The organism is Shinella sp. GW821-FHT11G07 (genome assembly GCF_058808115.1).
In genome coordinates this window covers 50989-76785 of sequence record NZ_JBXARJ010000022.1, presented here as the reverse complement: position 1 = coordinate 76785, position 25797 = coordinate 50989, and the positions used below count along the sequence as shown (strand labels likewise).

23 protein-coding genes and 2 pseudogenes are annotated in these 25797 nt (G+C 63.3%); 20 read left to right on the top strand and 5 right to left on the bottom strand.

Annotation, left to right across the window (positions count from 1 at the left end):
• Positions 1–3 precede the first annotated feature (3 nt).
• Together AC1RT2_RS29720 and AC1RT2_RS29715 are read right to left on the bottom strand one after the other, a co-directional pair.
• Positions 4–1275, bottom strand: a complete 1272-nt coding sequence (locus tag AC1RT2_RS29720; RefSeq protein WP_493107814.1) for a peptidoglycan L,D-endopeptidase MepK — start codon at positions 1273–1275, stop codon at positions 4–6.
• Positions 1276–1524: 249 nt separating this feature from the next.
• Complete coding sequence (locus AC1RT2_RS29715) at positions 1525–2145, bottom strand: L,D-transpeptidase (protein WP_493107773.1); 621 nt, start codon at positions 2143–2145, stop codon at positions 1525–1527.
• 680 nt (positions 2146–2825) lie between these two features.
• On the opposite strand from AC1RT2_RS29715, the gene AC1RT2_RS29710 reads away from it, so the two are divergent.
• The 5 genes and pseudogenes from AC1RT2_RS29710 to AC1RT2_RS29690 form a co-directional block, all read left to right on the top strand.
• Complete coding sequence (locus tag AC1RT2_RS29710; protein WP_493107771.1) at positions 2826–3467, top strand: DsbA family protein; 642 nt, start codon at positions 2826–2828, stop codon at positions 3465–3467.
• On the top strand, positions 3464–4327 hold the full coding sequence (locus AC1RT2_RS29705) for a peptidyl-prolyl cis-trans isomerase (RefSeq protein WP_493107769.1): 864 nt from the start codon (positions 3464–3466) through the stop codon (positions 4325–4327). Before AC1RT2_RS29710 ends, AC1RT2_RS29705 begins: the two co-directional genes overlap by 4 nt.
• 243 nt (positions 4328–4570) lie before the next feature.
• A pseudogene (locus AC1RT2_RS29700) lies at positions 4571–5222 on the top strand (L,D-transpeptidase).
• Between the two features lie 91 nt (positions 5223–5313).
• The gene (locus tag AC1RT2_RS29695; RefSeq protein ID WP_493107767.1) at positions 5314–6639 is read left to right on the top strand and encodes an Nramp family divalent metal transporter; all 1326 of its coding nucleotides are present in this window, start codon (positions 5314–5316) and stop codon (positions 6637–6639) included.
• Between the two features lie 315 nt (positions 6640–6954).
• A pseudogene (locus tag AC1RT2_RS29690) lies at positions 6955–7071 on the top strand (IS5/IS1182 family transposase); the annotation flags it as partial.
• Positions 7072–7203: 132 nt separating this feature from the next.
• Here AC1RT2_RS29690 and AC1RT2_RS29685 read toward each other — a convergent pair.
• A complete protein-coding gene (locus tag AC1RT2_RS29685; RefSeq protein ID WP_493107766.1) occupies positions 7204–8178 on the bottom strand; it encodes a sugar-binding transcriptional regulator in 975 nt (324 codons plus the stop codon).
• A 129-nt stretch (positions 8179–8307) separates the two neighbouring features.
• Here AC1RT2_RS29685 and AC1RT2_RS29680 point away from each other — a divergent pair, with 129 nt between their 5' ends.
• From AC1RT2_RS29680 to AC1RT2_RS29635, 10 genes are all read left to right on the top strand, one after another.
• The gene (locus AC1RT2_RS29680; protein ID WP_493107764.1) at positions 8308–9255 is read left to right on the top strand and encodes a sugar ABC transporter substrate-binding protein; all 948 of its coding nucleotides are present in this window, start codon (positions 8308–8310) and stop codon (positions 9253–9255) included.
• Positions 9256–9322: 67 nt separating this feature from the next.
• Positions 9323–10837 (top strand): sugar ABC transporter ATP-binding protein, encoded by a 1515-nt coding sequence (locus AC1RT2_RS29675; RefSeq protein ID WP_493107762.1) that lies wholly within the window; start codon positions 9323–9325, stop codon positions 10835–10837.
• Positions 10834–11823 (top strand): ABC transporter permease, encoded by a 990-nt coding sequence (locus AC1RT2_RS29670; RefSeq protein ID WP_493107760.1) that lies wholly within the window; start codon positions 10834–10836, stop codon positions 11821–11823. Before AC1RT2_RS29675 ends, AC1RT2_RS29670 begins: the two co-directional genes overlap by 4 nt.
• A gap of 46 nt (positions 11824–11869) precedes the next feature.
• Positions 11870–12898 (top strand): thiamine pyrophosphate-dependent dehydrogenase E1 component subunit alpha, encoded by a 1029-nt coding sequence (locus AC1RT2_RS29665; RefSeq protein WP_493107758.1) that lies wholly within the window; start codon positions 11870–11872, stop codon positions 12896–12898.
• Positions 12895–13872, top strand: coding sequence for an alpha-ketoacid dehydrogenase subunit beta (locus AC1RT2_RS29660; RefSeq protein WP_493107756.1), 978 nt, complete (start codon positions 12895–12897; stop codon positions 13870–13872). Before AC1RT2_RS29665 ends, AC1RT2_RS29660 begins: the two co-directional genes overlap by 4 nt.
• Positions 13869–15431, top strand: a complete 1563-nt coding sequence (locus tag AC1RT2_RS29655; protein ID WP_493107754.1) for an acetoin dehydrogenase dihydrolipoyllysine-residue acetyltransferase subunit — start codon at positions 13869–13871, stop codon at positions 15429–15431. The genes AC1RT2_RS29660 and AC1RT2_RS29655 overlap by 4 nt, the downstream gene beginning before the upstream one ends.
• Positions 15432–15440: 9 nt before the next feature.
• Positions 15441–15776: a carboxymuconolactone decarboxylase family protein gene (locus AC1RT2_RS29650; protein ID WP_493107752.1), complete on the top strand. Its 336-nt coding sequence runs from the start codon at positions 15441–15443 to the stop codon at positions 15774–15776.
• A 31-nt stretch (positions 15777–15807) separates the two neighbouring features.
• Positions 15808–17316: an FGGY-family carbohydrate kinase gene (locus AC1RT2_RS29645; RefSeq protein WP_493107750.1), complete on the top strand. Its 1509-nt coding sequence runs from the start codon at positions 15808–15810 to the stop codon at positions 17314–17316.
• Positions 17313–18086 carry an SDR family NAD(P)-dependent oxidoreductase gene (locus AC1RT2_RS29640; protein WP_493107748.1) on the top strand — a complete coding sequence of 258 codons (774 nt, stop codon included), beginning with the start codon at positions 17313–17315 and terminating at the stop codon, positions 18084–18086. Before AC1RT2_RS29645 ends, AC1RT2_RS29640 begins: the two co-directional genes overlap by 4 nt.
• Positions 18087–18102: 16 nt before the next feature.
• Positions 18103–18858 (top strand): SDR family NAD(P)-dependent oxidoreductase, encoded by a 756-nt coding sequence (locus tag AC1RT2_RS29635; protein ID WP_493107746.1) that lies wholly within the window; start codon positions 18103–18105, stop codon positions 18856–18858.
• A 63-nt stretch (positions 18859–18921) separates the two neighbouring features.
• Here the strand turns inward: AC1RT2_RS29635 and AC1RT2_RS29630 are convergent, their stop codons facing one another.
• Positions 18922–19182 carry a hypothetical protein gene (locus tag AC1RT2_RS29630; protein ID WP_493107816.1) on the bottom strand — a complete coding sequence of 87 codons (261 nt, stop codon included), beginning with the start codon at positions 19180–19182 and terminating at the stop codon, positions 18922–18924.
• Between the two features lie 191 nt (positions 19183–19373).
• Complete coding sequence (locus AC1RT2_RS29625; RefSeq protein WP_493107744.1) at positions 19374–20303, bottom strand: alpha/beta hydrolase; 930 nt, start codon at positions 20301–20303, stop codon at positions 19374–19376.
• A gap of 164 nt (positions 20304–20467) precedes the next feature.
• Between AC1RT2_RS29625 and AC1RT2_RS29620 the strand changes: the two genes are divergently transcribed.
• The 5 genes from AC1RT2_RS29620 to AC1RT2_RS29600 all read left to right on the top strand — a co-directional run bounded on the left by AC1RT2_RS29620 (position 20468) and on the right by AC1RT2_RS29600 (position 25781).
• Positions 20468–21502 carry an ABC transporter ATP-binding protein gene (locus AC1RT2_RS29620; protein ID WP_493107742.1) on the top strand — a complete coding sequence of 345 codons (1035 nt, stop codon included), beginning with the start codon at positions 20468–20470 and terminating at the stop codon, positions 21500–21502.
• Positions 21499–22398 carry an ABC transporter permease gene (locus AC1RT2_RS29615; protein ID WP_493107740.1) on the top strand — a complete coding sequence of 300 codons (900 nt, stop codon included), beginning with the start codon at positions 21499–21501 and terminating at the stop codon, positions 22396–22398. The genes AC1RT2_RS29620 and AC1RT2_RS29615 overlap by 4 nt, the downstream gene beginning before the upstream one ends.
• A complete protein-coding gene (locus AC1RT2_RS29610) occupies positions 22395–23192 on the top strand; it encodes an ABC transporter permease (protein WP_493107738.1) in 798 nt (265 codons plus the stop codon). Before AC1RT2_RS29615 ends, AC1RT2_RS29610 begins: the two co-directional genes overlap by 4 nt.
• A 24-nt stretch (positions 23193–23216) precedes the next feature.
• Positions 23217–24260: an extracellular solute-binding protein gene (locus AC1RT2_RS29605; protein WP_493107736.1), complete on the top strand. Its 1044-nt coding sequence runs from the start codon at positions 23217–23219 to the stop codon at positions 24258–24260.
• 120 nt (positions 24261–24380) lie between these two features.
• Positions 24381–25781, top strand: a complete 1401-nt coding sequence (locus AC1RT2_RS29600) for a gamma-glutamyltransferase (RefSeq protein ID WP_493107734.1) — start codon at positions 24381–24383, stop codon at positions 25779–25781.
• Positions 25782–25797 lie beyond the last annotated feature (16 nt).

Below are 25797 nucleotides of genomic sequence, written 5' to 3'. Positions count from 1 at the left end.
CCATCAGCCATCCGACCAGAAACGGCTCTCGTCGAACGTCGTCTGCTGGTCGGCGGGTTGAACACGCCGCTCCAGTGGTTGCTGGATATCCTCGGCGCTTGCCACCGTCTGCCGCAAGCTCGTCGGAAGGCGCAGCTGCTCCAGTTCCTTGGCCGGTGCGAGCGCCCAGTCGAGGAGCGCGGTTTCGGAAACCGCCCATTCCGCCTGCGTGCCGGAAAGGCCTGAACCGGTGAGACTGGACTCGACCGCAGTCGGCTGCCGCAGCAGGCCCGTGCCCTGCACGACCCAGAACGATGCGGACGGAACGAACGCGGCAGTGTTCACGGGAAGTGCGCGCTCGATAGCGGCGGACCGAAATGTCGGAAGCGGCGCAACAATCGTCGCGAGGTCGACGAATGACGGCTCCTCGGCAACCATCTCGCGTGTGGTCTGCAGCTCCAATGCCTTCTCCGCGCGGCCTTTGCGGGTCGGCAGCATGGCGGTGAGCAGCGTGCTTTCGGACGGAGATGCCTCACCTTTGAATTTCGATTTTCCCGCAGTGCTGGCGGCGATCACGGATGTCGCCTTGACCCGCCGTTTGTAGTCCACCATCGCCAGATCATAGCCCGGCAAGGCCCGGCCGTCGACCGGCAGATGCAGTGTCTGGCCGTTCGGGAAAATGCGCGCCAGCTCCTGGCGCGACACCCGCGGCCAGGCCCGGACACGGCCGACATCGAGATGCACGAAGGGCGAGCCGGAGGTCGGATAGTAGCCGACGCCGCCGATCTGCAGCTGCATGGCAATCTCCCGCAGCCGCGCGAGCTTGACGCCGGGAATGAAGAAGTCCATCGCCTTGCCGAGTGTGTGCTGGCTGTTCTTCGCGACGCCTGTATTGCGCGAGCGGCCGCGCAGCATGGTGTTGGTGGCCGGTGAACGGTAGGCCGAGACGATATTGATGTAATCCTTCGCGCCGGCGCGCTGGTAGACTTCCCAGACCAGATCCAGCAGGCGCGGATCCATGCGGGCCGGCTCGTTCCGACGCCAGTCGCGCAGGAGGCGATTGACCTGTGCGAGCCCCTTCGGGTCGTACTTGCCATTGCGCTTGTAGGTGATTGTCGCACGCTCGCCGGTATGGGTGAAGAACAGCTTAAGCGCGCGGACTTCCGCAAAGGCTGCGGAGGGGGCGGCGGTCAGGGCGGCGACGGCAATCGCACTTGCCTGCGCAACCCGGCGCGCAGCTTTGCCAAAACCATTCCTTGCAACGGGATGCAGGGCGTGGACCCACGACGCGGGCAACAAATACTCGAACACGACACGTTCCAATCCAACGAGATACAGCCATCGAAAGCGGATGACGGCGCTCAGGCACCGGTGAGGATTATGGTCAATGAAGGGTTAAGATCCAGTTGATGGCGGCCGGGCGGGCACCGATCCTGTCCTCAGCTCCTGCCGCGGAGGCCTGGACAGGCCCCCATCCGAGGCTGCCGGCGCGCGCAATGGCGCCGGCAACGTTGGCAGAAGGGCTCCCGCGACCGGGCCGCACCCTTACGAAATCACGACGACCCGGGCTCCCACGGGAACCCGTTCGTAAAGGTCCTCGACATGGTCGTTAACCATCCGGATGCAGCCGTTCGAAACCGCTTTGCCAATTGTCCAGGGTTCGGTGGTGCCGTGAATCCGGTAGAGCGTGTCGCGCCCGTCGCGAAACAGATAGAGGGCCCGGGAGCCCAACGGGTTCTTCGGTCCGCCCGGCACGCCCCCGGCATGGCGGGCATACTTCTTCGGGTTGCGCCGGATCATGTTGTCGGTCGGTCGCCAGCTTGGCCATTTTGCCTTGCGGCCAACGGTCGCCGAGCCGGAAAAGGCCAATCCGGCGCGGCCGACCCCGACCCCGTAGCGGCGTGCAAAACTGTCCTCTTCGATGAGGTAAAGGTAACGGTCCTGCGGCGCGACCACGATGGTGCCGGGCTCTTCCGAATAGGGCGAGGTCACGAGTTGCGGCAAGAAACGTGCGTCGATGTCTAATGTGCGCTTCTTCCCCTCGGCAAGGGCAAGGGCAAGGCTCGGCGAGATGAGCAGCGCGAGAGTTGCAAGGCTGAAGCTTCGCCGGTCAAGGCCCACCACTGCCGGGGCGGGGTCTATGTCGGATGGGAAGAGACGTCTCATGGAAATCATCCTTGCTGCGGGCAGGGCGCATCAGGCCGCCATCTGTCACCCGCGATCAAAAAGTGGAAGAATACGGTGAAGCGGAACAGGCCGCCGATTGCAGTGCAGCCGCTCGATGGAGCCTGTTATCCGCAATCGACCCGGCACGGCCACGCCTGTAACGTCAAGCCACGCGAGGGGGAGGCAGGATCAGGAGGACGGGACCTGGTACCTGCGGGTCGGACGCTCGGTCGGGCCGTAGGCAATACGCAGGACCCACTCCCGGCCAGTGCCATTCGACAAGCCAGCCACAGGCCTCGTGGCAACTGTCCGCCGGGGCCGGGTGATCGGGAATGTCGTTATCGATATCCGCGACCGTCAGGTTTGCAGTAAGGTGCGACGGCTCGAACGATGGATGGCTGCGGGCGGCGGCCGACGCTGTTGTGCTGATGCCGACGACCAGTGACATCAGCAGTATGACGATCCATCTCACGACTGCGTGGTGCGGCATGCCCGTAACACTCAAGTAGCTCCGACCTCGAAGGATAATGTCGCGGCATTGTGCTTAAGAAGCCGTTAGCGGCGCCGATTTCCACGCGGTTTCCAGCCTTTGCAGAATTCTCGGAAATGCGCGCTTTCGCGCACTTGCACCTCAAGTAGCTAGAGGTTTTATGATCCGGCTCCTTGAATTTGGAGGCGACATGAACAGGCGGCAATTTTGGGGATCGACCGTGGCGGGGCTGGGCTTGCTGGCGGCAAGCCATGTGATGGCACAGGGTAACGGCACGACGGCGACACCTGACCTCATGGAACCTGGCCGCTTGCCAGAGCGGGTCCTCGGGCGCGACGATGCGCCCGTCACCATCATCGAATATGCTTCGATGACCTGTGGCCACTGCGCCAATTTCCACCTCAACGTCTGGCCGGCCTTCAAGGCGGAGTTCGTCGATACCGGCAAGGTTCGCTTCATCCTGCGCGAATTCCCCTTCGATCCACGATCGACTGCCGCCTTCATGCTCGCCCGCTGCATGGGCGACGACAAATGGTATCCGACAGTCGATCTGCTCTTCCGCAACCAGCCGCGCTGGGCGCGGGTGGAAGACGGGAAAGCGGGCTTCCTGTCAGTTCTTTCGATGACAGGCCTGAAGGAAGTAGATCTAGAGGCCTGCCTTGGCGACCAGGCGCTGCTCGACAAGGTGAACGCCGTTGCCGCGCGGGGCCAGGAGCTCGGCGTGGATTCGACGCCGACCTTCTTCATAAACGGCCAGAAATACACCGGCGTCATGCCGATCGAGCAAATGCGCTCCATTATCGAGCCCCTCGTTGCGGTAGCAGGAAAATGACCATCGGAAACATCAGGAATGCCCTTCTCGCAGGGCTCATTCTGGCTGCTATTCCAGCCTTCGCCGAGGAACGGGCGGACCAGGTTGCGGCCCGCGTCGGCGATACGGAAATTCTGGAATCCGATGTCGCGTTCGCAACCTCGTTCCTCGGTGATTCCAATCCAGAGGCGACGCAGGAGGCCAGGAAATCGGCTGTCGTCGATGCGCTGATCGATCTCAAGGTGGTGTCGGATGCTGCGATCCGTGATGGTATGGAGAACGACGAGACGTTCAAGCGCCAGATGGCGTTTCTCCGCCAGCAGGCCTTGAGGCAGGCCTACCTGGCCAAGGCCGCCGCGGTCGTCGTGACGGAAGATGTGGTGCGCAAGACCTATGACGAGCGTGTCGCCGCGATGCCGGTAGTCGAGGAGGTGCGCCTGCGGCACATCCTGACCAGCGACCAGGCCAGCGCCGATGCGGCCATCCGCGACATTGCCGGGGGAATGCCCTTCGAGGAGGTGGCGGGACGTGCTTCGCTGGACGACGCATCGAAGGGTAAAGGCGGCGACCTCGGTTTTCTGACGATCGAGCAGCTTCCGCCGGAGCTGGGAACGGCCATTGCGACGATGAAGGCTGGCGAGACTTCCACCAACCCCATCGAAACGCCGTTCGGTTTTCACGTCCTGAAGCTGGAAGAGCGGCGCAAGCGCGAACCGCCCGCCTTCGAAACCGTGTCGGCGGAGCTGCGGAGCGGCATGGAGGCCCAGGCCGTTGGCAAGATCGTCGCCGACCTCAAGGCGAGCGCGCGCATCGAGAAGCTCGTTCCCGATGTCGCCATGCCTGACGCATCTGACGATGGGCACGACCACGGTGCCAACTGAGGCGGCGAACCAGTTGGTCGACGGTGTGCACCAGCGCACGATTCGGCGCGGAACTGGATCATGCTGCTCGTCCTGTCGGGTTTCGTCCTGGTCGTGACTGCTTACAGCGCGCTCCATATCCGCAGTGAAATCGATATGTCGGCGCCGACGGGCGCCGCGAAACCATGATGCAACCGTCGACGGAGCGCAAAGACGTGAACGACCAGGCCCCCCGCGCTATCCAGGCGGGTTCTCCTCCTGGGTATGGTGTCGTCGACACTTACGGCCTGTTCCACCCTCTCTCCCGCCAGCATCACGAACATCACGCCAAGCATCGCCCGCCGCCCCATGGGACTGCCGAGCGAGGAGGAACTGGCGGCGCGCTATGCCGGCCTGGAGGATGGTGGCTACACATTGCCGGCCGTTCCCTACCAGCAGATCGATCCGAAATTCTATCGCCAGCGGGTGATGAACACCACGGGCGAGCCTGCAGGCACCGTTGTGGTCGATGTAGGCTCTAGGTTTCTCTATGTTGTGGAGCCCGGCGGCACGGCCATGCGGTACGGGGTGGGGCTCGGCCGAGCCGGCTTTGCCTAAGAGGGCGAGGGGGTTGTCCAGTGGCGCCAGAGATGGCCGCGCTGGAAGGCGCCGGCCGAAATGATCGCGCGCCAGCCCGAACTGGCGAAATTCTCCGTTGAAAACGGCGGGCAGCCGCCCGGACCGGACAACGCGCTCGGCGCCCCGCGCCCTTTATATCTTCCAGAACGGCGAAGACACGCTCTATCGCCTGCATGGGACTCGCGAGTGGAACTCCATCGGCACGTCCGTTTCCTCCGGCTGCGTTCGGCTGATCAACCAGGATGTCATCGACCTCTATACCCGGGTGCCATCGAAGGCGCGCATCATGGTGCGCTGAAACCCGACGATATCGCGGCATGAATGCCCTTGCGGCTTCACGTCATTTATGCGAATGACTTGCAATAGCATTTGCAACTAGTGGATCGAACATGGATACGCGTCGGGAAGGTTGGTTGCATGCGGGCGGAGACGTCTCCCTCTCCGATGTTCATCGCTCTATCCCAGTCAGGAAGGATGCATCGACGCTCCGGCGGGCGCTTGCCTTCTTCGGGCCGGGTTATCTCGTCGCCGTCGGCTACATGGATCCGGGCAACTGGGCGACCTCGCTCGCCGGCGGGTCACGTTTCGGCTACACGCTGCTTGTCGTGGCGCTGGTGTCCAACATCATGGCGATCGTCCTGCAATCGCTGTGCGCGCGGCTGGCGATCGCCTCGGGTCGCGACCTGGCACAGGCCTGTCGCGACGCCTTTTCTCGCCCCGTGGCGATCGGCCTTTGGCTTCTGGCGGAAATCGCCATCATCGCCACCGATATTGCCGAGGTCATCGGCACGGCAATCGGCCTCAACCTGATCTTCGGCATCCCGCTGGAAGTCGGCGTCATCGTCACGGCGCTGGACGTGTTCCTGATCCTCTACCTGCAGCGCATGGGCTTCCGCTGGCTCGAGGCCTTCGTGATTGCCCTGCTCGGCATCATCGCCGTTTGCTTCGCTGTCCAGATCGGTCTTGCGGATCCGGACTGGGGCGAGGTCATCCGCGGCTTTGCGCCGACGACCGAGATCGTCACCAATCCGGACATGCTCTACCTCGCGCTCGGTATTCTGGGGGCGACCGTCATGCCGCACAATCTCTATCTGCATTCCGGGATCGTCCAGACGCGTGCCTATGGGGAGACGCTTGCCGAGCGGCGCGAGGCACTGACATTCGCGACGATTGATTCCACCGTGGCGCTCATGTTCGCGCTCCTGGTGAATGCCTCCATCCTGATCCTCGCCGCCGCGGCCTTTCACGCGACAGGTCGCACGGACATCGCCGAACTCGGCGAGGCGCACAATCTTCTGGCGCCGCTTCTCGGCATCGCCCTCGCCCCCACGCTCTTCGGCGTGGCGCTCCTGTGCTGCGGCATCAACTCGACGGTGACGGCGACGCTGGCCGGACAGGTGGTCATGGAAGGGTTCCTGCGCATGCGCCTGGCGCCCTGGTTGCGGCGGTTGATCACGCGGGGGATCGCCATCATTCCGGCTGCCGGCGTGACCATCATCTATGGCGACAGCGGAACGGCCGAGCTTCTCATCCTCACGCAGGTCGTCCTCAGCCTCCAGCTTTCCTTCGCGGTCTTCCCGCTCGTGATGTTCACGGCTGATCGCCGGAAAATGGGAGAGCTCATCGCGCCGCGTTGGCTGACGGCGCTGGCACTGCTGATCGCGATCGTCATCGCGGGGTTGAATATCAAAATGCTGGTGGATTTTGTTCTTTAGGGCCGCGGTCAAAGACCCTGTCGATCAAAGATGGTCCCATCTCCGGGAGGTTTGTTCCCGCCAGGCGCTCGGCCACCACTCCTCATTTGCTGAGAAGAGGCTTATGGGATTTTATGGCAGCATTGGATGCGGCCCTGGGGCGAGATGGCCGACTGTGGGTTAGGCTCGGAAATACCTGCATTTTTCAATCCGAAGGTCTTCGCCGCAAAACCAGTTGTACATTCGGCGATCAGAAACGCCGAGGCCGCCGCTTCGGCGCTGCAAATCACCTCTCTATGAGGTGAACCGGGAAACGCTGCTCAGAACCCATCGAGGGAGATCATGTTCGGTCGTCTCCAGGATTGGCGCCGCATCGCCACCCGATACGACTGATGTCCGACCGGCGTCTTCTCCGCCCTTGCTCTGCCCGCAACTGTCATCGTCTGGCTGTGATCAACGAATCCTGACGAAAAGGATGGTCACTTCTCGGCGCAAATCCCAGGCCAGCCCTGAGTGAAAATCAAGATGCTCAAGTACGTCCGTTGGCATCCAAGACGTTGCTGGCTGCGGCATTTCATCAGGGCGCTATCCGAGGGATGACACTGTCTGGGCCGTATCGCCGTCGATGATCAGGCCATTGACGATCCCGCTACGGAGCAGCGCCTTGGCGGCATGGGCCTTTTCCTGTCCTGCGATCAGCAGGATAACCGGCAGCGTTTTCAACTGCTCGAAGCCGAGCGCGATGGTCCGCTGGTTGAGATCGTGATCCACCTGACGGCCGTCCTTGTCGAAGAAAATGCCGTTCGTGTCGCCGACCGCGCCGGCGTCCCGCAGGCTTTCCAGCTCCGCCTTGCTGATCATGCCCTGGTTTCGCAACAGGGATTCTTCCGTCAGTTCGCCTGCGCTGATGATGCAGACCGATGCCGTTTCGGCAATCTCCATCGCCTTGACGACGGAGCGCTGTGAGAGGAGTACGCGCTTGTCCTCGACCGAGTCGGCGATGAACGGAACGGGCAGGAAGAAACCCTGTGCGCCGGTGCGGCGGGCCAGGTTGTGGACCACCTCGAACGGATTATAGGCGTTATTCGCAGTCAGCGAACCCATGACCGAGATGAAGCGAGCGTGCGGCGCACGCACGCCGGCAAGGTGCAGTGTCATCTGTTCGATCGTGCGCCCCCAGCCGGTCCCGACCGTGATGCTTTCATTCTCTGCTAGAAGTGTCTTCAGGTGGTTTGCAGCTGCGACGCCCACCGCCCGGAACGCAATCTGCTTGCGGATATCGCTGTCAGCGGGGGAGCCGTCATGGAAACCGAAGGCTGGTGTGGAGATGCAGAAGTCGAGGCCGAACCGGCGGCTGAGCATGTCCTCGATGGGCAGCACGCCAACGCGCTGATGATCGATCGATATGCTGACAAGGCCGCTTTCCCGCGCTTCCGACAGCATTTTGTTGACCCGCGCGCGGGTCAGTCCGAGCCGGTTGGCCGTCATCTCCTGATTGAGGCCTCCGACATAGTAGTACCAGGCCGCGCGGATCATCAGTTCGTCGTCTTCAAGGGGCATGATTCGTCCTTTCGAGTACAAATGTAATTTTGTTTGACATTTGTCTCAATGCATATTCTACTCTTCTCATTCGCTTTGAACGCGAATGAGGGAACGGGTCAATCATCGATCCGTATTGGAGGAAATCACATGTCTGGAATGTGGAGGAAAGCGGCACTCGCTGCCGCTGCAGGATTTCTGTTGTCTGCCGTCAGCGCCAGCGCAATGAACCTGGCATGGGTACATGCCAATGCCGCCGCCCAGTCGGAGCAGCGCGTCAAGGCCGGCTTCGATGCCTGGCTGAAGGAAACGGGCAAGGACTGGAATGTCAGCCTGCTCGACAGCGGCGGTTCGGGCGAACGTACGGCCTCGAACCTGCAGGATGCGGCCGCGCGCGGCGTGGATGCCATCATCATCACTATGGCGGATCTGCGCGCCTCGCGCGCGGCGCTCGATGCGGCCATCAAGGCGAACATCCCGGTCATCACGGTCGACAGCGGCTACATTCCGGGCGTGCTCGCCGATATCACCACCAACAACTGGGCCATGTCCTCGGATGTCTCGCCTTATCTGCTGAACGAACTGGGCGGTAAGGGCAACATCATTTTCCTGCGCATGGCCGAGCATCATGGCACCCGCAAGCGTGGCGACGTCATGGAGACGATCCTCAAGGAGTATCCGGACGTGAAGGTGCTGGCCGAGCACAATATCGACTACACAGCCTTCTTCGAGGACACGACTTCGACCATGCAGGACTATGCCTCCCGCTTCGGCGAGGAGATCAATGCGGTCTGGGCGCCCTGGGACGAGCCGGCACAGGCCGCCATTAACGTGCTCCAGGGCGCGGGCCTCAAGAACGTTAAGGTCATCGGCATCGACGGTCATCCGAATGCCGTTGCGGAAGTGTGCAAGGAAGGCGGCTTGATGATCGCCACCGTCAGCCAGCCCTTCGAGAAGATGGGTGCGCAGGCGGGCGAATGGATCGAGGCGATCGTCGAGAAGAAGGAAGACCCGGCAAAGGTCATCCCCTCGAAGACCGTCTACATGGATGCGCCGCTCGTCACCAAGCAGAACTGCGCGGAATTCCTCCCCAAGTGACCGCCAGGCCGGCCCGCTTTTGCGGCGGGCCGGCACCTTTTCGCGAACAGGTTCTGTGGAGAGACGGATGTCCGTCAGCCTATCCGACATCGTGATGCAGTATCCCGGCACCCGGGCGCTCGACAGCGTCAGCGTCGATTTCCGCTTCGACGAGGTTCATGGTCTTATCGGCGAGAACGGCGCCGGCAAGACGACACTGGTCAGCATTCTCGGCGGTTCCAAACAGCCGACAGCCGGCCGGATCCATGTCGACGGAACCGAAGTGACGCTTGCCAGCGCGGGTGACGCCTTGCGCAAGGGCATCGCTCATGTCTCGCAGGAAGGCAGCCTCGTACCGGCCCTCAGCGCCGCGCAGAACATCCTTCTGGGCGATGAGCCCCGCATGGCGCTCGGCATCATCGACAGGCGCGCGCTGAAGCGGCGCGCCACTGCGCTCATGACGCAATGGTTTCCGGATGTTCCGATCGATCTCGATGCGCCGGTGGAAAGCCTGCCGATGGCCGACCAGAAGGTCATCGAGATCGTCCGGGCGCTGCGCAGCGATATCCGCCTTCTGATCCTCGACGAACCGACGGCGACCCTGCCGTCGCGCGAGAAGGAAAGCCTCTGGAGCATCATAAGGTCCCTTCCTGCGCGCGGCATCGGCATCGTGCTCATCAGCCACTTCCTGTCCGAAGTGAAAGCGCTGAGCGACCGTATCACGGTCCTGCGCGACGGCCGGCATATCGCCACCCGGCCGGCCGGCGAGACGACCGAGGCGCAGCTCATCGACTATATGCTGCAGCGCTCAGGCAAGCCCTCCGCAATGGAGGCCGAGGCCGTCCGCGAGCGTCAGCAGGGCCAGACAGTCTTCCAGGCGGACGGCTGGCGCGCCGGCAATGTCCATGTCGACCACTTCGCCATCCGAGCAGGGGAGATTGTCGGGCTGATCGGGCTTACTGGCGCGGGGCATTTCGGTTTCGCGCGCTCGATCTATACCGGCGAGGGCGTCGTCGCCGGCAAGGCCTTTTTCAAGGGAGAACCGCTTGCACGGATCGATGCCCGCCGAATGCAGAAGCGCGGCGTGGCCTTCATCCCAGACCAGCGCATGGAAAATTCCCTCGTGGCCGACTGGGAGGTGCGGGAAAATCTCGCCATGGTCCATCCCGCGCATGCGGCAGTCGGCGGCCTCGGTGTCTTGTCCCCGGCAAGGGAGAGGCGCGAGGCCGCATCGATCATGGCGCTCCTCAACGTCAAGGCGCATTCCAGCGCCCAGATGATCAAGGACCTCAGTGGTGGCAACAAGCAGAAGGTCTCTATCGGCAAGTGGCTCTACGGCGCGGATGCGCGCTACGGCCTGATGATCTTCGTCGAGCCAACCGAAGGCGTCGATATCGGAGCCAAGCGGGAAATCCACGCGCAGATCCGACGGCTGGCGGCACAGGGCACGGCGGTCATCGTCACCTCGTCCGACCTCATGGAAATCGCCGAGGTTTCCGATCGCGTCGTCCCCTTCGTCAACGGCCGGGCCTGTAGTGAGATCGCCAAACCCGACTTCTCCGAAAACCGATTCATTTCAGCCATGGCAGGAGTGCTCCCGTGAACGCTGCATCCCCCACCGCCGAAGCCAGGGAGGCTTCGTCCAGCCGCATCCGCAAGGACTGGCTGCTCCGCTACAGCACGCTCTTCGTGCTCATCCTGCTTTTCCTGGGCTTCGCGCTGAGCGTCGATCGTTTCCTGACGACCACCAACCTTCTCAACATCGTGCAGCAGATTTCCATGCTGACGATCGTCGGGGCCGGGCTGACCTTCGGTTTCGCCGCGCGCGAGATGGACCTGTCGGTCGGCTACATGGTCGGCCTGTCGGGTATCCTCGTGCCGCTGATGCTGGTCTCCGGCGTTCCGCTGCCGGTTGCGCTACTGACCGGCGTCGGGGCAGGCCTGCTGGTCGGCGCGATCAACGCTGCGCTGGTGACGCTCGTCGGCGTACCGTCGTTGATCGCCACGCTGGCGACCGGTTCCATTCTCTATGGCGTCAACTTCCTGACGACCGGCGGGCGAGCCATATACGGCGGTCTTCCGGATACCTATCTGTGGTTTGGCCAGGGCCAGTTGCTCGGCATCCCGGTCCTCGCCTATGCCATGGTTCTCTTCGTGGCGCTGGCATGGTTCGTAATGGAGCGCACGATCTTCGGCCGCTACATCTACGCCGTCGGCGGCAACCTGAAGGCGGCAGAACTGTCGGGCGTCAACGGACGCTTCTATCGCGCCGCCGGGCTCATCGTGTGCAGTCTCTTCGCCGCTGTCGCCGGTGCGCTGCTCGCCGCCCGCCTCGGCTCGGGCCAGCCCAATGCCGGGGAACGCTACCTGCTCGACGGTCTCGCCACGGTGTTCATCGGCATGACCATGTTCCGTCCGGGCACCGCGACGATCGCGGGCACCTTCTTCGGTGCCCTCTTCATCGGGGTCATCAACAACGGCCTCAACCTCATCGGCATGGACACGTACATCCAGAGCATCGTGAAGGGTCTCATCATCCTCGTCGCGGTGGCGATCGTGTCGCGCACGACGAAACTCAAGCTGCTCTAGTCACGGCCGGTTCAATTTCAACATTGCAAGCAACAGGGAGGGACGCGTGGGCGCTCCTGTCAATTCCAACCTTCTCGAACTCTATAGGACCATGCGGCGCATCCGCACGTTTGAAGAGCGGGTAGGTGAACTCTTCCTCCGCGGCCACTCGGCCGGTTCCATGCTACATCTGTCGATCGGCGAAGAATCCAGCGCCGCCGGCGTCTGTGCCGCCATGAAGCCGCAGGATACATTCACGACGCATCATCGCGGCCACGGCATCTTCCTCGCCCGCGGCGCCGATCCGGCGCAGATGATGGCCGAGATCGGCGGCAAGGAAACTGGCTATTGCAAGGGCAAGGGCGGCTCGATGCACATCGCCGACATGGCGCTTGGGCATCTCGGCGCCAACGCCATCGTCGGCGGCGGCATTCCGGCCGTCGTCGGGGCCGGCCTGTCGAGCAAGCAGCTCAAGCAGGACTCGGTCTCCATCGCCTTCTTCGGCGACGGCGCCATGCAGCAGGGTATCCTCTACGAGAGCATGAACATGGCAGCACTTTGGGATCTGCCGGTGCTCTTCGTGTGCGTCAACAACCAGTATGGCATGGGCACCCGCATCGACCAGGCCACCCGAAGCAGCCGCTTTGACGAGCGCGCCAAGGCCTTCGGCCTCAACGGCGCCGTGGTGAATGGCCTCGACGTCGAGGAAGTGGAAACCGCGGCCCGCTGGCTCGTGGACGACGCTCGCGCGGGCAAACCCGGCTTCCTGTCCGTCGAAGTGTACCGCTTCTTCGGCCATGCCCGCATGGACAAGAGCCCCTATCGCAGCGAGGCGGAGGAAGTCGAGGGTCGCAAGAAAGACCCGGTTCTGTTTGCTCGCGAGAAACTGATCTCAAACGGTCTCGAAACGGTCGCCGCACTCGACGTGCTGGACAAGGAGATCGCGACCGAAATGGATGCGACGATCGACTTCGCCGTCGAGTCCAAGGCGCCACCGCTCTCTTCCATGTTCCGCGACGTCTATGCCGTCGGAGAACCCGAGCCGGAGCCGGTTAGCGCTCGGATCGATCGTGTACTTGCCAGGGATGACGCATGATGACCTCCACCACCTACAGAGACGCACTGCGCAAGGCGCTGGACGATGCGATGCATGAAGACGAGACGATCGTCGTGATCGGCGAAGAGGTCGGCCGTTACGGCGGCGCTTACGGCGTCACGAAGGATCTGATCAAGACGCATGGGCCGCAGCGCCTCATCGACACGCCGATTTCTGAACCGGCGATCATCGGTGCGGCGGTGGGGGCGGCGATGACCGGCCTGCGCCCTGTCGCCGAGTTGATGTATGTCGATTTCCTCGGTATGACGATGGACCAGCTTGCCAACCAGGCGGCGAAGATCCGCTACATGTTCGGCGGGCAGATCGGGGTGCCGATGGTGCTGCGCACGCAGGGCGGCACGGGGCGCTCGGCCGGCGCACAACATTCCCAGAGCCTGGAAGCCTGGGTCATGCATACGCCCGGCCTGCGCCTCGCCATGCCGGCGACGGCGGCCGATGCCTATCATCTCCTGCGCCAGAGCCTGACCAAGCCTGATCCCGTCGTGTTCATCGAGCACAAGGCGCTTTACACCCGCAAGGAAGAGGTGGATTTCGATGCCGAGCCGCTGCCGTGGGGCAAGGCCGCCGTGCGCCGCCACGGCAAGGATCTCGTAATCGTGACCTATTCCCGGCAGGTGTTCTACGCACTGGAGGCCGCCGAGGCGCTCTCCCGCAAGGGCATAGAGGTGACCGTCATCGATCTTCGCACCCTCAATCCGCTGGATTTCGATACGGTGCGCGAGCATGTCGAGAAGGTCGGGAAGGCTTTGGTCGTGTCCGAGGGCGTGATGACGGCCGGCGTGGCCGCAGAGCTTGCAGCGCGCATTTCGGAAGAGTGCTTCGACTTCCTGGAGCAGCCCGTCGTGCGCGTCGCGGGTGAGGACATTCCGATTTCCGTTTCGCAGGATCTCGAATCCGGCAGCGTGCCTTCCCCCCGTTCCATCGCCGATGCCGCGGAAAGAATGCTGTCATGACGGAACGCATCCTGAAGATGCCCCGCCTCGGCGAAACGATGGACGAGGGCAGGGTTGTGGGCTGGCTGATCGCGCCGGGCGACAGCTTCAAGCGCGGCGACCCGATCCTCGAAATCGAGACGGACAAGACGATCGCCGAGTTTCCCGCGCTCGGCGACGGCCGGCTCGGGGAAATTCTCGTGTCCATCGGCGACATGGTGGACGTCGGCAAACCCTTGGCGCGCCTCGACATCGGCGACGGCCCAGATTGGACGACCGAAGACGGCGACAAATCCGATCACGTCTCCAGTGACACGAACGCGGCCGACGGCTGGAGCGAGACCGATCTCGCCATGCCACGTCTCGGCGAGACGATGGAGGAGGGGCGCATCGCCAAGTGGCTGAAGTCGCCCGGCGACCGTTTTGCCCGGGGTGAGGCGATCCTTGAGATCGAGACGGACAAAACGATTGCCGAGTTTCCCGCGCTGCATGACGGCAGGATGGTTTCCATCCTGTGCGGCGAGGGTGAGATGGTGACGGTCGGCGAGCCTATCGCGCGTATCGAAGCGCCTGCTGCTCTGGTTGCTCCAGTCATCGAGCCTTCCATGCCGATCGTTCAGATGCAAACCATCGAACCTGTTGCGCCCGTTCGCGCAGCGATGCGCCAGGGTGAGCGGGTGCGGGCGACGCCATTGGCGCGCAGGCTGGCTCGTCGCCAGGGATTGGATATCGCCACGATGGCGGGCACCGGTCGGCGCGGCCGTATCGAGAAGGCCGATGTCCTTGCGGCTGCCGGCAATGTCTCGGGGCCGGCCGACGTGCGCTTTGCCACGCTCCGGCGCGGGCGAATGGCCTATTCGGACAGCGGCGCGGCCTCCGGCCGGCCGGTGCTGCTATTGCACGGTTTTTCGGGCGATCGCACGACATGGGCTTCCGTCGCTGCCGGCCTGAAGCGCGCCGGCCGGCGCGTCGTCACGCCCGACCTGCCGGGCCATGGCCTGACGGAAATCGAGGTGCGGGATGCATCGGAGCTTGCTCAGGACCTGCCGGAATTTCTCGATGCTCTCGGCCTTGCCGAGATTGACGTCGTGGCCCATTCCCTCGGGGCGATGGCGGCACTTGGCCTGGCGAATGCGATGCCCGGGCGGGTAAGCTCGCTTTCGCTTATCGCGCCGGCCGGCCTCGGCTCGGAGATCGACACCGGCTTCGTGCATGGCATGGCGCAGGCGGAAGCGCCGGGCGAGGTCGCCCATCTCCTGCGGCGCTTGTCGGTCAACGGCGTGGACCTGTCGGATGCGGCCTTGGCGGCGCTTGCGGCCGATCTTTCCAGAGGCAGGCTCGCGGCATTGGCCCGGGCGATCGCCGGAACGTCCGGACAGAAGGTTGACGGCCTGGCGGCGATCGGCAAGCTGTCCGGCAAGGTGCCCGTGCGTGTTCTCTTCGGCCTTGAGGACCGGATCATTCCCTGGAAACACGTACTGGCGCTGCCGCCCACTGTCGCGATCCATCTTCTGGCGCGCTCCGGCCATATGCCGCAATGGGACCAGACCAGGGACGTGCTTGATATTCTTACAGCATGAGGAGGCACTATGGCCGATACGATGGAACGACTGAAAGACGCGCAGCGGCGCATCGGCACGCTGGCCAAGGCCAGCCCCGAGCTTTTCGGCGGCTTTGCCAGGGTCAGCAAGGTGGCGGCGAGCGCCGGCACCTTCAGTGCCGCACAGAAGGAACTGATGGCTGTTGCGATCGCCGTTGCCAAGGGATGCGAGGATTGCATCCTCTATCACGTCGATGCGGCCGTGAAACATGGAGCAAGGGAAGCCGAACTGATCGAAGCGCTGGAGGTGGCGATCGAGATGGGAGGCGGGCCGGCCGTCATGTACGGCTCGAAAGCCTTGGAAATCATGCGCTCTCTTCAATAGCGCCGAAAAGGTATCTGCCGGGAGGAGAAAGATGGCCTATTTCCTGACCGCCGACGGTGGCACCGAAAGCCTCCGCGCGCGCGTTTACGACCTATCCGGCGCCTGTCTAAGCAGTGCTGCCGTGGCTTACGAGACGAAATTCTCCGCGGGCGCGCGTGCCGAGCAGGACCCGGAAGACTGGTGGCGGGCCTTCGTCGCGGCAGCTAGACAGGCGATCGAGAACGCGCGCGTCGATCCATCAGCCATCGAGGCAATCACGCTCGCGACGACGAGCTGCACGGTCGTCGCGCTGGATCGCGAGGGTAAGGCGCTTCGGCCCGCGATCATATGGATGGATGTGCGCGCCAGCGCCGAGGCGGAAGCGGTTCTGGCGACTGGAGACGGCGCGCTGATCTCCAATGGTGGGGGGCGTGGTCCCGTTTCGGCGGAATGGATGATCCCTAAGGTGCTGTGGATCGCCCGCAACGAGCCGGAGGTTTTCGAGAAGGCTCATACGATCTGCGAGTATCAGGACTTCATGACGTTGCGGCTCACGGGCGAACGCGCCGCCAGCCTGAACAATGTCACGCTGCGCTGGCATTATCAGACGGATCGCGGCGGCTGGCCCGCCACGCTTGTGGAGGCGCTGGGTCTCGGTTCCCTGCTCGACAAATGGCCGCAGCGCATCGTTCCGCCGGGCGGCGTAATCGCGAACCTGTCGGCAAGGGCCGCCGGCGAACTCGGCCTGTCGACCCAGGTGAAGGTCGTCCAGGGCGGGGCCGATGCGCTGATCGGCATGATCGGTCTCGGCGTGGCCCATCCGGGTCAGCTCGCTTTGATCACCGGCTCCTCGCACCTGCAATTCGGCGTGACGGAATCGGCGGTTCATGCGCCCGGCATCTGGGGCACCTACCGGGACTGCGTCTATCCCGACCGCTACATCGTCGAGGGCGGCCAGACCTCCACGGGATCCATCATCGCCTGGCTTGGCCGCCTCATGAACGGCACCATGGACCTCGACGACCTGAACCGGAAGGCGGCTGCGCTGGAGCCGGGTTGTGAGGGGCTTCTCGTGCAGGACCATTTCCAGGGCAACCGGACGCCTTATACCGATCCGTTGTCGCGCGGGGCGATCGTCGGCCTCACGCTCGCCCACGAGCCGCACCACATCTTCCGGGCGATCATGGAGGGGATCGGCTTCGGTACGCGCGCCATCCTTGACGCCATGGCGGACGCCGGTTACCGCGGCACGGAAATCACCGTGGGTGGTGGTGCCGGCGCCTCCGACCTCTGGCTGCAGATCCATGCCGATACGGCAGGCCTGCCGGTCTGCGTGCCGGCCTCGCGCGATGCGCCGTCCGTCGGCTCGGCAGTTCTTGCCGCCCATGGCGCGGGCCATTTCGCGACCATCGATGATGGTATCGCCGCGATGGTCCGGCCCGGTAAACGCATCGAACCGCGCACCCGCGAGATGGCGCTCTACGCGGATATCTACCAGCAGTATCTCGCACTCTATCCGGCGCTGAAGTCCGTCCGCGGGCAGAAAGGCAGGACGGCATGAGCGGGGATGCGGATTTCCGGCTGGATGGTAAGCGTGCGGTCGTAACAGGAGCGGCGCGCGGCATCGGCCGGGCGATCGCCGAGCGCCTGGTCGCCGCGGGCGCCGAAGTTGTCGTGGTCGACCGGGACGAGGCCGAAGGCAAGGCAACGGCAAAGGCCATTGCGACGGCGGGTGGCAAAGCGACGTTCTTCGCGCTCGATGTCACCGATCCTGACATGGTCACGCGTGTCGTGGAGACGATCTACCAGCAACACGGCGCAGTCGATGTTCTCGTCAACAATGCGGGCATTGTGCGCAACGCGCCGGCGACCGAGATGAGTTTCGAGGACTGGAAGGCGGTTATCGACATCGATCTCGGCGGTGTCTTTCATTGCGCGCAAGCCTTTGGCCGTCGCATGGTCGCCGCAGGGCGGGGCACGATGGTGAATGTTTCATCCATGTGCGGCGAGATCGTCGTCCATCCTCAGCCGCAGGTCGCCTACAATGCGGCCAAGGCTGGCGTCAACCTCCTCACCAAGTCGCTCGCCGTCGAATGGGCGAAGAACGGCATGCGCGTCAATGCCGTCGCACCCGGTTATGTCGGAACCGAACTGACACTGCGCGGCCGCAGCAATCCCGAATGGTTCGATACATGGATGACGATGACCCCGATGGGGCGTCTCGGTGAGCCGCATGAAATCGCCAATGCCGTCCTTTTCCTGGCCGCCGATGCGTCGAGCTTCATCACCGGAACGGTGCTGACGATCGACGGCGGCTATACTGCACTATAGCTCACGGAGACTTCTCATGACTGCTTCCAATCGCACAGTCCTCGTTACTGGCGCCAGCCGGGGCATCGGCGCAGCCATAGCGATCGGCCTTGCAAAGCGCGGCTACGACGTCGCCCTGAACGACATCGCGCGCCAGAAAGATACCCTTGCAGGTGTCGCTGCCGAGATCGAGGCCCTTGGCCGCCGGGCCGTGCTCGCGCTAGCCGATGTCAGCGACAAAAGCGCGGTCGAGGCCATGGCGAAGACCATCGCCGAAGCCTTCGGCCATATCGACGCCGTCGTGAACAATGCCGGCATCCTGATAGCCGGCGACGTGGACGGCTTGAAGGAGGAACACTGGGACAGCGTGATGGATGTGAATGCCAAGGGCACGTTCCTGGTCATCCAGTCGCTGCTGCCGATGATGAAGGCGCGCAAGTACGGGCGCATCGTCAACATAGCGTCGATTGGTGGCAAGCACGGTGCTCCTTCCCAGGCGCACTACTCGGCCTCGAAGGCCGCCGTGATGGGCTTCACACGCGTTCTGGCTCAGGAGGTCGGTGCCGATGGGATCACGGCGAACTGCGTCTGTCCCGGCATCATCCTGACGGACATGGGCCGCGTGAACCTCGATGATCTTGAGGTGCGCAAGAGCTGGCAGGACAAGACCGCCATGCGCCGCATCGGCGATCCGGAAGACGTGGTCGGCGCCGTCGCCTTCTTCGCGTCCGACGACGCCGCCTTCGTTACCGGCCAGACGCTGAATGTGGACGGCGGTATCGTTTTTAGCTGAGAGTGCTGGGGTCGGAACAAGAGGAGTGCGAAATCGTGCGGCAAGGTCGGACAGAGTGAGAACTTAAGCGGCACGTGGCAACCCAGCGAGAAGGCGAAGCAACCGGATTCCTTCCTGCCGGTATTGCTCGCTGCCCCAGATGTAGATGCCGAAGACAGGGCGCTTCAGCTTATGGGCTGTCTCGCTTTCGGTCGGGCTGATGGGCAGAATGCTGAGGCAGCCATACCGATCGGAAAGATCGCTAAAGCCGGTCCATTCATGCACTTCTTTTAATATGTCGGGAACCTCGGCCGGCGGATACATGTCGTTGATCTCGGCATTCAATGCCTCGGCGGCTACGGGGACTTCGCCGGCGGTGGGTGTGACGATCTGCTTTCCGGGTGCACATGGGTTGCACCCGGGTCCGTGCCGCATAGGCCATCAGGCCCGCACCGGCATCGTGGCAACAAGCCAAAATGTTCACGCGAGCGTGCCTTCACGGGCTGATCGAGGTTGCTGCCGCTCGCGGATCTGGCTTACCGGTGTTCGAAAGCGGCGTTCAGGATGCTGAGGTAGGTTTCCGCCGCGCGTTGCGAGCCCGGGGAAATCTGCACATGCTCCATGAAGTTGTGCAGGATGCCGTCGAAGCTCTCGTGACTGACGGTGACGCCTTTTTCTCTAAGCGCGGCGGCGAATTCGACGCCTTGATCATAGATCGGGTCGGCGCGGGCGGCGAGGATGTGGGTCGGCGGCATCAGGTGCAGATCCGGCGAGAGGATCATGGAGCTGCGCCAGTCCGTCCCGTCCTCGGGAGCGCGCAGATAGTGGTCGGCGAACCAGTAGAGCTCATCGGTTTCGAGATAATAGCCCTTGGCGAATTCCTTCATCGACCCGGTCGGTTGGCCGTCGTGGGGCAAGCGAAAGTCCGTGGCGGGATAGAGCAGTACCGCCGCGCGTGGACGTTGCCCGCGAAGGGCGCCATGAAGGGCTGCGACAATGGCCAGTCCGCCGCCGGCGCTGTCGCCGGACACGATGATATCGTCAGGTGCGAGGCCCAGTCCGTTGGTGGCCCAGTCCCAGGCGGTCATCGCGTCATCAGTGGCTGCGGGAAAACGATGTTCCGGAGCCAGACGATAATCGACCGACGCGACGCGGCGGCCGCTCATTTCGGCGATCCATCGCGACTGCCGATCATAGGTCTCGACATTGCCCAGTACGTAGCCGCCGCCGTGGAAATAGAGGATCAACGTGTCGGGTCTTGCCCGTGACGGCGTATAGAGGCGGATCGGAACGCCGGCTTGCGATATGGCGATATCCTCCACTGCCACGCTGCCGATATAGGCCGGCCCGCGCTCGTGATAGCCTTCACGATATGCCGAACGAATGTCGGAGAGGGACGGCGTTGGATTGGCGGCCTGCCGGGCGTTGAGTTCGGCGACCATGTCCTTGAGCGCTGCTTCGATCATCGATGTCCCTGTCCTCCCCAGCATCGGCTGACGCGATGCCTTCTCCGTTGCAAGCAGCCCGGGGGCCTGCTCGAAATCCTTCATAGCGCAACCCTTGACCGCCGTCATTTGTCGATATACGCATATAGTAATCGATATACAATTATAATAATTGAGATGCGCTTATGTCTTTCCTGCAGATCCGCGGTGTCGTCCACAGTTATGGTGCCAATCGAGCGACGGCGCTGGGGGGCGTCGCACTCGATATCAAGGAGAGTGAGTTCTTCACGCTGCTCGGACCGTCGGGCTGCGGCAAGACCACGCTCCTGCGTATTCTTGCGGGTTTCGAACTGCCGGGAGCGGGGGAAGTGTTGCTCGACGCCGAGCCGCTGCTGCGAGTCCCGCCCTGGCAGCGCCCGGTGAACACGGTGTTCCAGAATTACGCCCTGTTTCCGCATCTCAGCATTCTGCGCAATGTGACGTTCGGATTGAAGATGCGCGGCGTGCCGAAGGCGGAACGCCATGCGCAGGCGCGGCTGGCACTCGAACAGGTCCGCCTCGACAGCTACCTCGACCGCAAGCCGGCCGAACTTTCCGGCGGCCAGCAGCAGCGGGTGGCGCTGGCCCGGGCGCTCGCCTGCAAGCCGCGGCTCCTGCTGCTCGACGAGCCGCTTTCGGCGCTTGACTACAAGCTGCGCAAGGAAATGCAGGGCGAACTGAAGCGCCTGCAGGTAGAGACGGCGACGACATTCGTCTTCGTTACCCACGACCAGGAAGAGGCGCTGGCGATGTCGGACCGTATCGCGGTCATGAATGCAGGCAGGGTCGAGCAGGTGGGGTCGCCGCAGGAAATCTATGCGCGGCCGAAAACCGGCTTCGTCGCGGGCTTCATCGGCGAATCCAATATCTATGATGTGCGCGCGGCACCCGACGGTACCCTGCTGCTGGCGGATGGAACCACGCTTCCGATCAAGGGACCGGATCACGCGCAGGTGGTTATCCGGCCGGAGGCACTGCGCGTCGATAACAACGGTATCCTGCGCGGGACTGTCGAGGAACTGGTGTTTTCCGGGGCTTCGACCCGCATCCGCGTCAAGCTTGCCGGCTGTCTCGGCGTGGCGCATGTCGATGCGCCCGGCAGGCTCGCCAGCGAACTGGCCGTCGGCGACGACGTTCGCTTGGCGGTGGACCCAACGCAGCTTGCGGTGATTGGCCAATGAGCGCGCCCGGATACAATCCCGTCAACGGGCTGAAGCGTTATTTTCAGACGCTGCCGGCCGTGCTCGTCATAGCGGTCTTCATGGGCCTGCCGATGCTGATCATGGCCTTTGTCTCCATCGTCGAGCGCGCGCCGGATGGCGGGGTCACATGGGGCCAGTTTACGCTGCGGGCCTATGGCAATTTCCTCTTCGAGGAATCGTTGATGGGTGGGGTCGAGCTCAACACCGACTACATGACCATCTATCTGCGGTCCTTCGTCCTGTCCGGCCTGACGGTGGTCGGCACGCTGCTGATTGCGTTTCCCGCAGCCCTGTTCGTGGCGCTTCAGCGTGTCGAGCGCCGCAACCTCTATATTTTTCTGATCTCGATCCCGTTCTGGGTCAATCTGCTGGTGCGCAACTATGCCTGGATCCTGCTGCTGCGGACCGAGGGGCTGCTTGATCAGGCTCTGATGGGCGTCGGCATCACGTCGCAGCCGCTCGACCTTCTCTATACGGACACGGCGGTAGCGATCGGCCTGATCTATTCATTCCTGCCGCTGATGGTGATGCCGCTCTATGCGGCCCTGGAAAAGTTCGACTTCTCGTTGGTCGAAGCGGCTTTCGATCTCGGCGCGAACCGGATCAAGACGCTGTTCTATGTGATCGTTCCCGGCGTTCGTCCAGGCATCGTCGCGGGATGCCTGCTGGTCTTCATTCCTGGTCTCGGCGCTTATGTGACGCCGGCGCTGCTCGGTGGTTCCAAGTCGATGATGATCGGCAACCTGATCGAGAACCAGTTCGGCGCGGCGCGTGACTGGCCGTTCGGCGCAGCGCTCTCCTTCGTGCTGCTGCTGATCGTGGCGCTGGCTGCCGCCCTGCGTTTCGTCGTCGGGGCACGGGAGGCGCGCGCATGAGCCAGCGCTTCCAGTCTCTCCCCTGGCGTCTTCGCGGGCTGACCAGCGCGACCGTCCTGCTGTTCGTCTATCTCTACCTGCCGATGGCGGTGCTCTTCGTCTATTCGTTCAATGGCGGCCAGATGGCAACGATCTGGGGTGGCTTTTCCACGCGCTGGTATGGGACGGTACTGGCGAGCGCGGATTTTCGCGCGGCGGCGTTCAATTCTCTGATCATCGCGCTTTCGGCGGCCACATTGTCGACGGCGCTTGCCACCATGGCGGCACTCGGTTTCCGCGGCAAACGTCTCTACGGCGAAAGCCTGCTGATGCCGTTCCTGTCATTTCCGCTGGTCATTCCCGAAATCGTCACCGCCGTCGCTACGCTGATCTTCTTCATCAGCATCGGCCTGCCGCTCGGGCTTGGCGGGCTGATCGCAGCCCATACCGTGTTCTGCATTCCCTTCGCCTTCATGACCGTAAAGGCGCGGCTCGATTCCATGGACATGACGATCGAGCGGGCGGCGGCGGACCTCTACGCGACACCGGCCAAGGGGTTCTACTACGTCACGCTGCCGTTGCTCTGGCCTGCCGTGATGTCGGGCTTCATCCTGGCTCTGATCGTGTCGCTCGATGATTTTGTTATCTCGCTTTTTCTCGCCGGACCCTCATCGACCACGCTGCCCATCTACATGTTCGGGATGATCCGGCTGGGCGTCAGCCCGGCGGTCAATGCGATCTCGGTCATCATCCTCGCCCTTTCACTGGCTTTCGTGGCGGCTGCCGCGCTGGTCAATCGCCTCAACCGCATCTGATCCGATACATAAGGGAGACACGCGATGTCATTCGGAAAGACGATACTTCTGGGAGGTCTCGCGGCACTGGCCGCCTTTGGTTCCGCCGCAGCGGAAGAGGAAAAGAAGCTCAACCTCTATTTCTGGCCGGCCTATGTTCCGGAGGAACTGCTGGCCCGGTTCACCGCCGAGACCGGTATCGCCACCACGCTCGATCTCTATGACACCAACGAGGCGCTGCTCGCCAAGCTGCAGGCCGGTGCGGCGGGCTATGACGTGGTCATTCCCTCCGACTACATCGTGCCGACGATGATCCGGGAGAAATTGCTGCAGAAGATCGATTCCAGATCGATGGCGAACGGCAAGAACATCGCCGCCAATTTCGCGTCGCCTGAATTCGATCCCGAGCGCGCCTATACCGCACCCTATACTTGGGGCACGACGGGTCTGGTCTACGACGCCGCCAAGACCGGCGGCGACCTGCCGGAGAGCTGGTCGGTGTTCTTCGAGCCGGGTCCGCTGCGCGGCAAGATTGCATCGCTGGACGACGAGGTCGAAGTCTACAGCGCTGCCGCCTACTATCTCGGCCTCGACAAATGCACCGAACAGCCGGCAGAGGCGCAGAAGATTCTCGACCTGCTGCTCAAGCAGAAGGCCGACCTCAAGCTGTACTCGTCCTCGGCAACCGTCGATCGCATGATTGCGGGCGAGGTGGCGGTGCACCACATGTGGAACGGCGCGGCCCACAAGGTCATCGCGGCGGTGCCGACGGTGCGCTACATCTATGCCAAGGAAGGCCTCACCCAATGGGCCGACAACCTGGCCATTCCGACTACAGCGCAGCATCCGGAAAATGCGCGGGTGTTCATAAACTGGATGATGGATCCCAAGAACATCGCCGAGGTCACCAATTTCGCCGGCTACATGAATTCGATTTCGGGCTCGGAGCGCTATATCGATCCGGCCCTTGCCAAGGATGCGGCCGTCAACATGCCGGCCGAGTTTGCCGACCGGATGCGGCCGGCGCGAGCCTGCTCGCCCGAGGCGCGCGAACTGCGCAACAAGGTGTGGACCAAGCTGAAGAAGTAAGGTTCGGAGGCCCCGGCCGGCAGTTGCCGGGGCCTCGCATCGTTTCCAGTCCAGGGCATGCGCATGTCTCTCTCCCCCCGCACCGAAACCTACAAGCCGGCTCTGTTTTCCGAGCACGGCATGGTCGTCACCCAGAATGCCCGCGCGGCGCGGCCCGGCGCGGATATTCTCGCGGCCGGTGGCAATGCCGCTGATGCCGCGGTCGCTGTGTCCTTCGTGTTGGGTGTCGTCGAACCCTGGATGAGCGGCATCGGCGGTGGCGGCGCCGCGCTGTTTCGGGATGCGGCCTCGGGCGTGGTCCATTCCGTCGATTTCAGCCTGCTTGCGCCTCGGCTGATCCCGTCTGGCGCCGATCATCCGGTGGCCGTTCCTGGAACGGTCGCCGGTATATCGGCTCTGCATGCACGGTTCGGTCGCATGCCATGGGCCGAGCTGCTTGCACCGGCAATCGCGGAGGCGCGGGCCGGCCTGCTGCTCGACTGGCATTCGGCGCTCGTCATCTCGACATCGGCCGCGCGGCTGGGAGCCGACCCGGTCATGGCGACACAATTCCTGCCTGGTGGTGTGCCGCCGTCGATCGGCGACCTCGCCGAATCCCGTCGGCTGCCGATGGAAAAGCTGGCCGACACGCTGCAGGCGATAGCCGAGGGCGGCGCGGACGCGTTCTATCGTGGGGATATCGCCGCCAGGCTGGCGGGTGAGATTGCCGACCTCGGTGGGAGCATCGACCGCGCCGATCTGGCTGCCATGTCGGGCAGGATCGAGGCCGCGGAGACTGTTCGGTTTCGTCAGGCCGAGGTGTTTGTGTCTCCGGGCCTGATCTATGGCCGGACCCTTGGCCGCACATTGTCGCTGCTGGAAGGTACTACCGGTGGAGGAACAGGGATGCGGGACTGGTACGTCGCCCTCGTTCAAGCGCTCGATGCGGCGCTGCCGGAGCACGTGGAGCGGCACGGCGATCTGCGTGACGGGGCATCGCATTTTGCGACCGCGGACGCGGCGGGCAATCTCTGCAGCGTCAGCCAAACGCTTCAATCGGTCTTCGGATCTGCCGTGATGACCCCGGACACCGGCATTATCCTCAACGACGGCATGCTCTCGTTCGTTGCCGAGCCCGCAAGCCCGGGCGCGCCGGCGCGGAGAAGGACTTGGCCGACGCCTGTCTGCCCGGTCATCGTCGGGAACGGTGAGCACGCCACCGCCATCGGCGGCGTGGGAGCGCGCCGGATGCTGTCGGCGGTGGCGCAGATCGTGGGCTTCGTGGTCGATCACGGCATGACGCTGGAAGAGGCGGTCCATCAGCCCCGCGTGGAATGCGCGTCCGATATGGTCATCATCCATCCCGCCTTGGCCGAGATGCTTGCCGATGCATTTCAAATGAGGCGGACGGTCAGCGTTTCACACACGGTTTGGCCGCCCGCATATTCCATCGTCACTGCTCTTGCAGTAGAACCCGACGGAGCGATTGGATGCGCAGACCCGATTTCGCCGGGAGCGGATGCCGCCGCACCCGACGGGTGAAAGCATCATCGAACCA

Coding starts and splice junctions, on each gene's coding strand:
- AC1RT2_RS29715 (WP_493107773.1), bottom strand. CDS start 2,145: ATGAGACGTCTCTTCCCATCCGACATAGACCCCGCCCCGGCAGTGGTG.
- AC1RT2_RS29710 (WP_493107771.1), top strand. CDS start 2,826: ATGAACAGGCGGCAATTTTGGGGATCGACCGTGGCGGGGCTGGGCTTG.
- AC1RT2_RS29705 (WP_493107769.1), top strand. CDS start 3,464: ATGACCATCGGAAACATCAGGAATGCCCTTCTCGCAGGGCTCATTCTG.
- AC1RT2_RS29695 (WP_493107767.1), top strand. CDS start 5,314: ATGGATACGCGTCGGGAAGGTTGGTTGCATGCGGGCGGAGACGTCTCC.
- AC1RT2_RS29685 (WP_493107766.1), bottom strand. CDS start 8,178: ATGCCCCTTGAAGACGACGAACTGATGATCCGCGCGGCCTGGTACTAC.
- AC1RT2_RS29680 (WP_493107764.1), top strand. CDS start 8,308: ATGTCTGGAATGTGGAGGAAAGCGGCACTCGCTGCCGCTGCAGGATTT.
- AC1RT2_RS29675 (WP_493107762.1), top strand. CDS start 9,323: ATGTCCGTCAGCCTATCCGACATCGTGATGCAGTATCCCGGCACCCGG.
- AC1RT2_RS29660 (WP_493107756.1), top strand. CDS start 12,895: ATGATGACCTCCACCACCTACAGAGACGCACTGCGCAAGGCGCTGGAC.
- AC1RT2_RS29655 (WP_493107754.1), top strand. CDS start 13,869: ATGACGGAACGCATCCTGAAGATGCCCCGCCTCGGCGAAACGATGGAC.
- AC1RT2_RS29650 (WP_493107752.1), top strand. CDS start 15,441: ATGGCCGATACGATGGAACGACTGAAAGACGCGCAGCGGCGCATCGGC.
- AC1RT2_RS29645 (WP_493107750.1), top strand. CDS start 15,808: ATGGCCTATTTCCTGACCGCCGACGGTGGCACCGAAAGCCTCCGCGCG.
- AC1RT2_RS29640 (WP_493107748.1), top strand. CDS start 17,313: ATGAGCGGGGATGCGGATTTCCGGCTGGATGGTAAGCGTGCGGTCGTA.
- AC1RT2_RS29635 (WP_493107746.1), top strand. CDS start 18,103: ATGACTGCTTCCAATCGCACAGTCCTCGTTACTGGCGCCAGCCGGGGC.
- AC1RT2_RS29625 (WP_493107744.1), bottom strand. CDS start 20,303: ATGATCGAAGCAGCGCTCAAGGACATGGTCGCCGAACTCAACGCCCGG.
- AC1RT2_RS29620 (WP_493107742.1), top strand. CDS start 20,468: ATGTCTTTCCTGCAGATCCGCGGTGTCGTCCACAGTTATGGTGCCAAT.
- AC1RT2_RS29615 (WP_493107740.1), top strand. CDS start 21,499: ATGAGCGCGCCCGGATACAATCCCGTCAACGGGCTGAAGCGTTATTTT.
- AC1RT2_RS29610 (WP_493107738.1), top strand. CDS start 22,395: ATGAGCCAGCGCTTCCAGTCTCTCCCCTGGCGTCTTCGCGGGCTGACC.
- AC1RT2_RS29605 (WP_493107736.1), top strand. CDS start 23,217: ATGTCATTCGGAAAGACGATACTTCTGGGAGGTCTCGCGGCACTGGCC.
- AC1RT2_RS29600 (WP_493107734.1), top strand. CDS start 24,381: ATGGTCGTCACCCAGAATGCCCGCGCGGCGCGGCCCGGCGCGGATATT.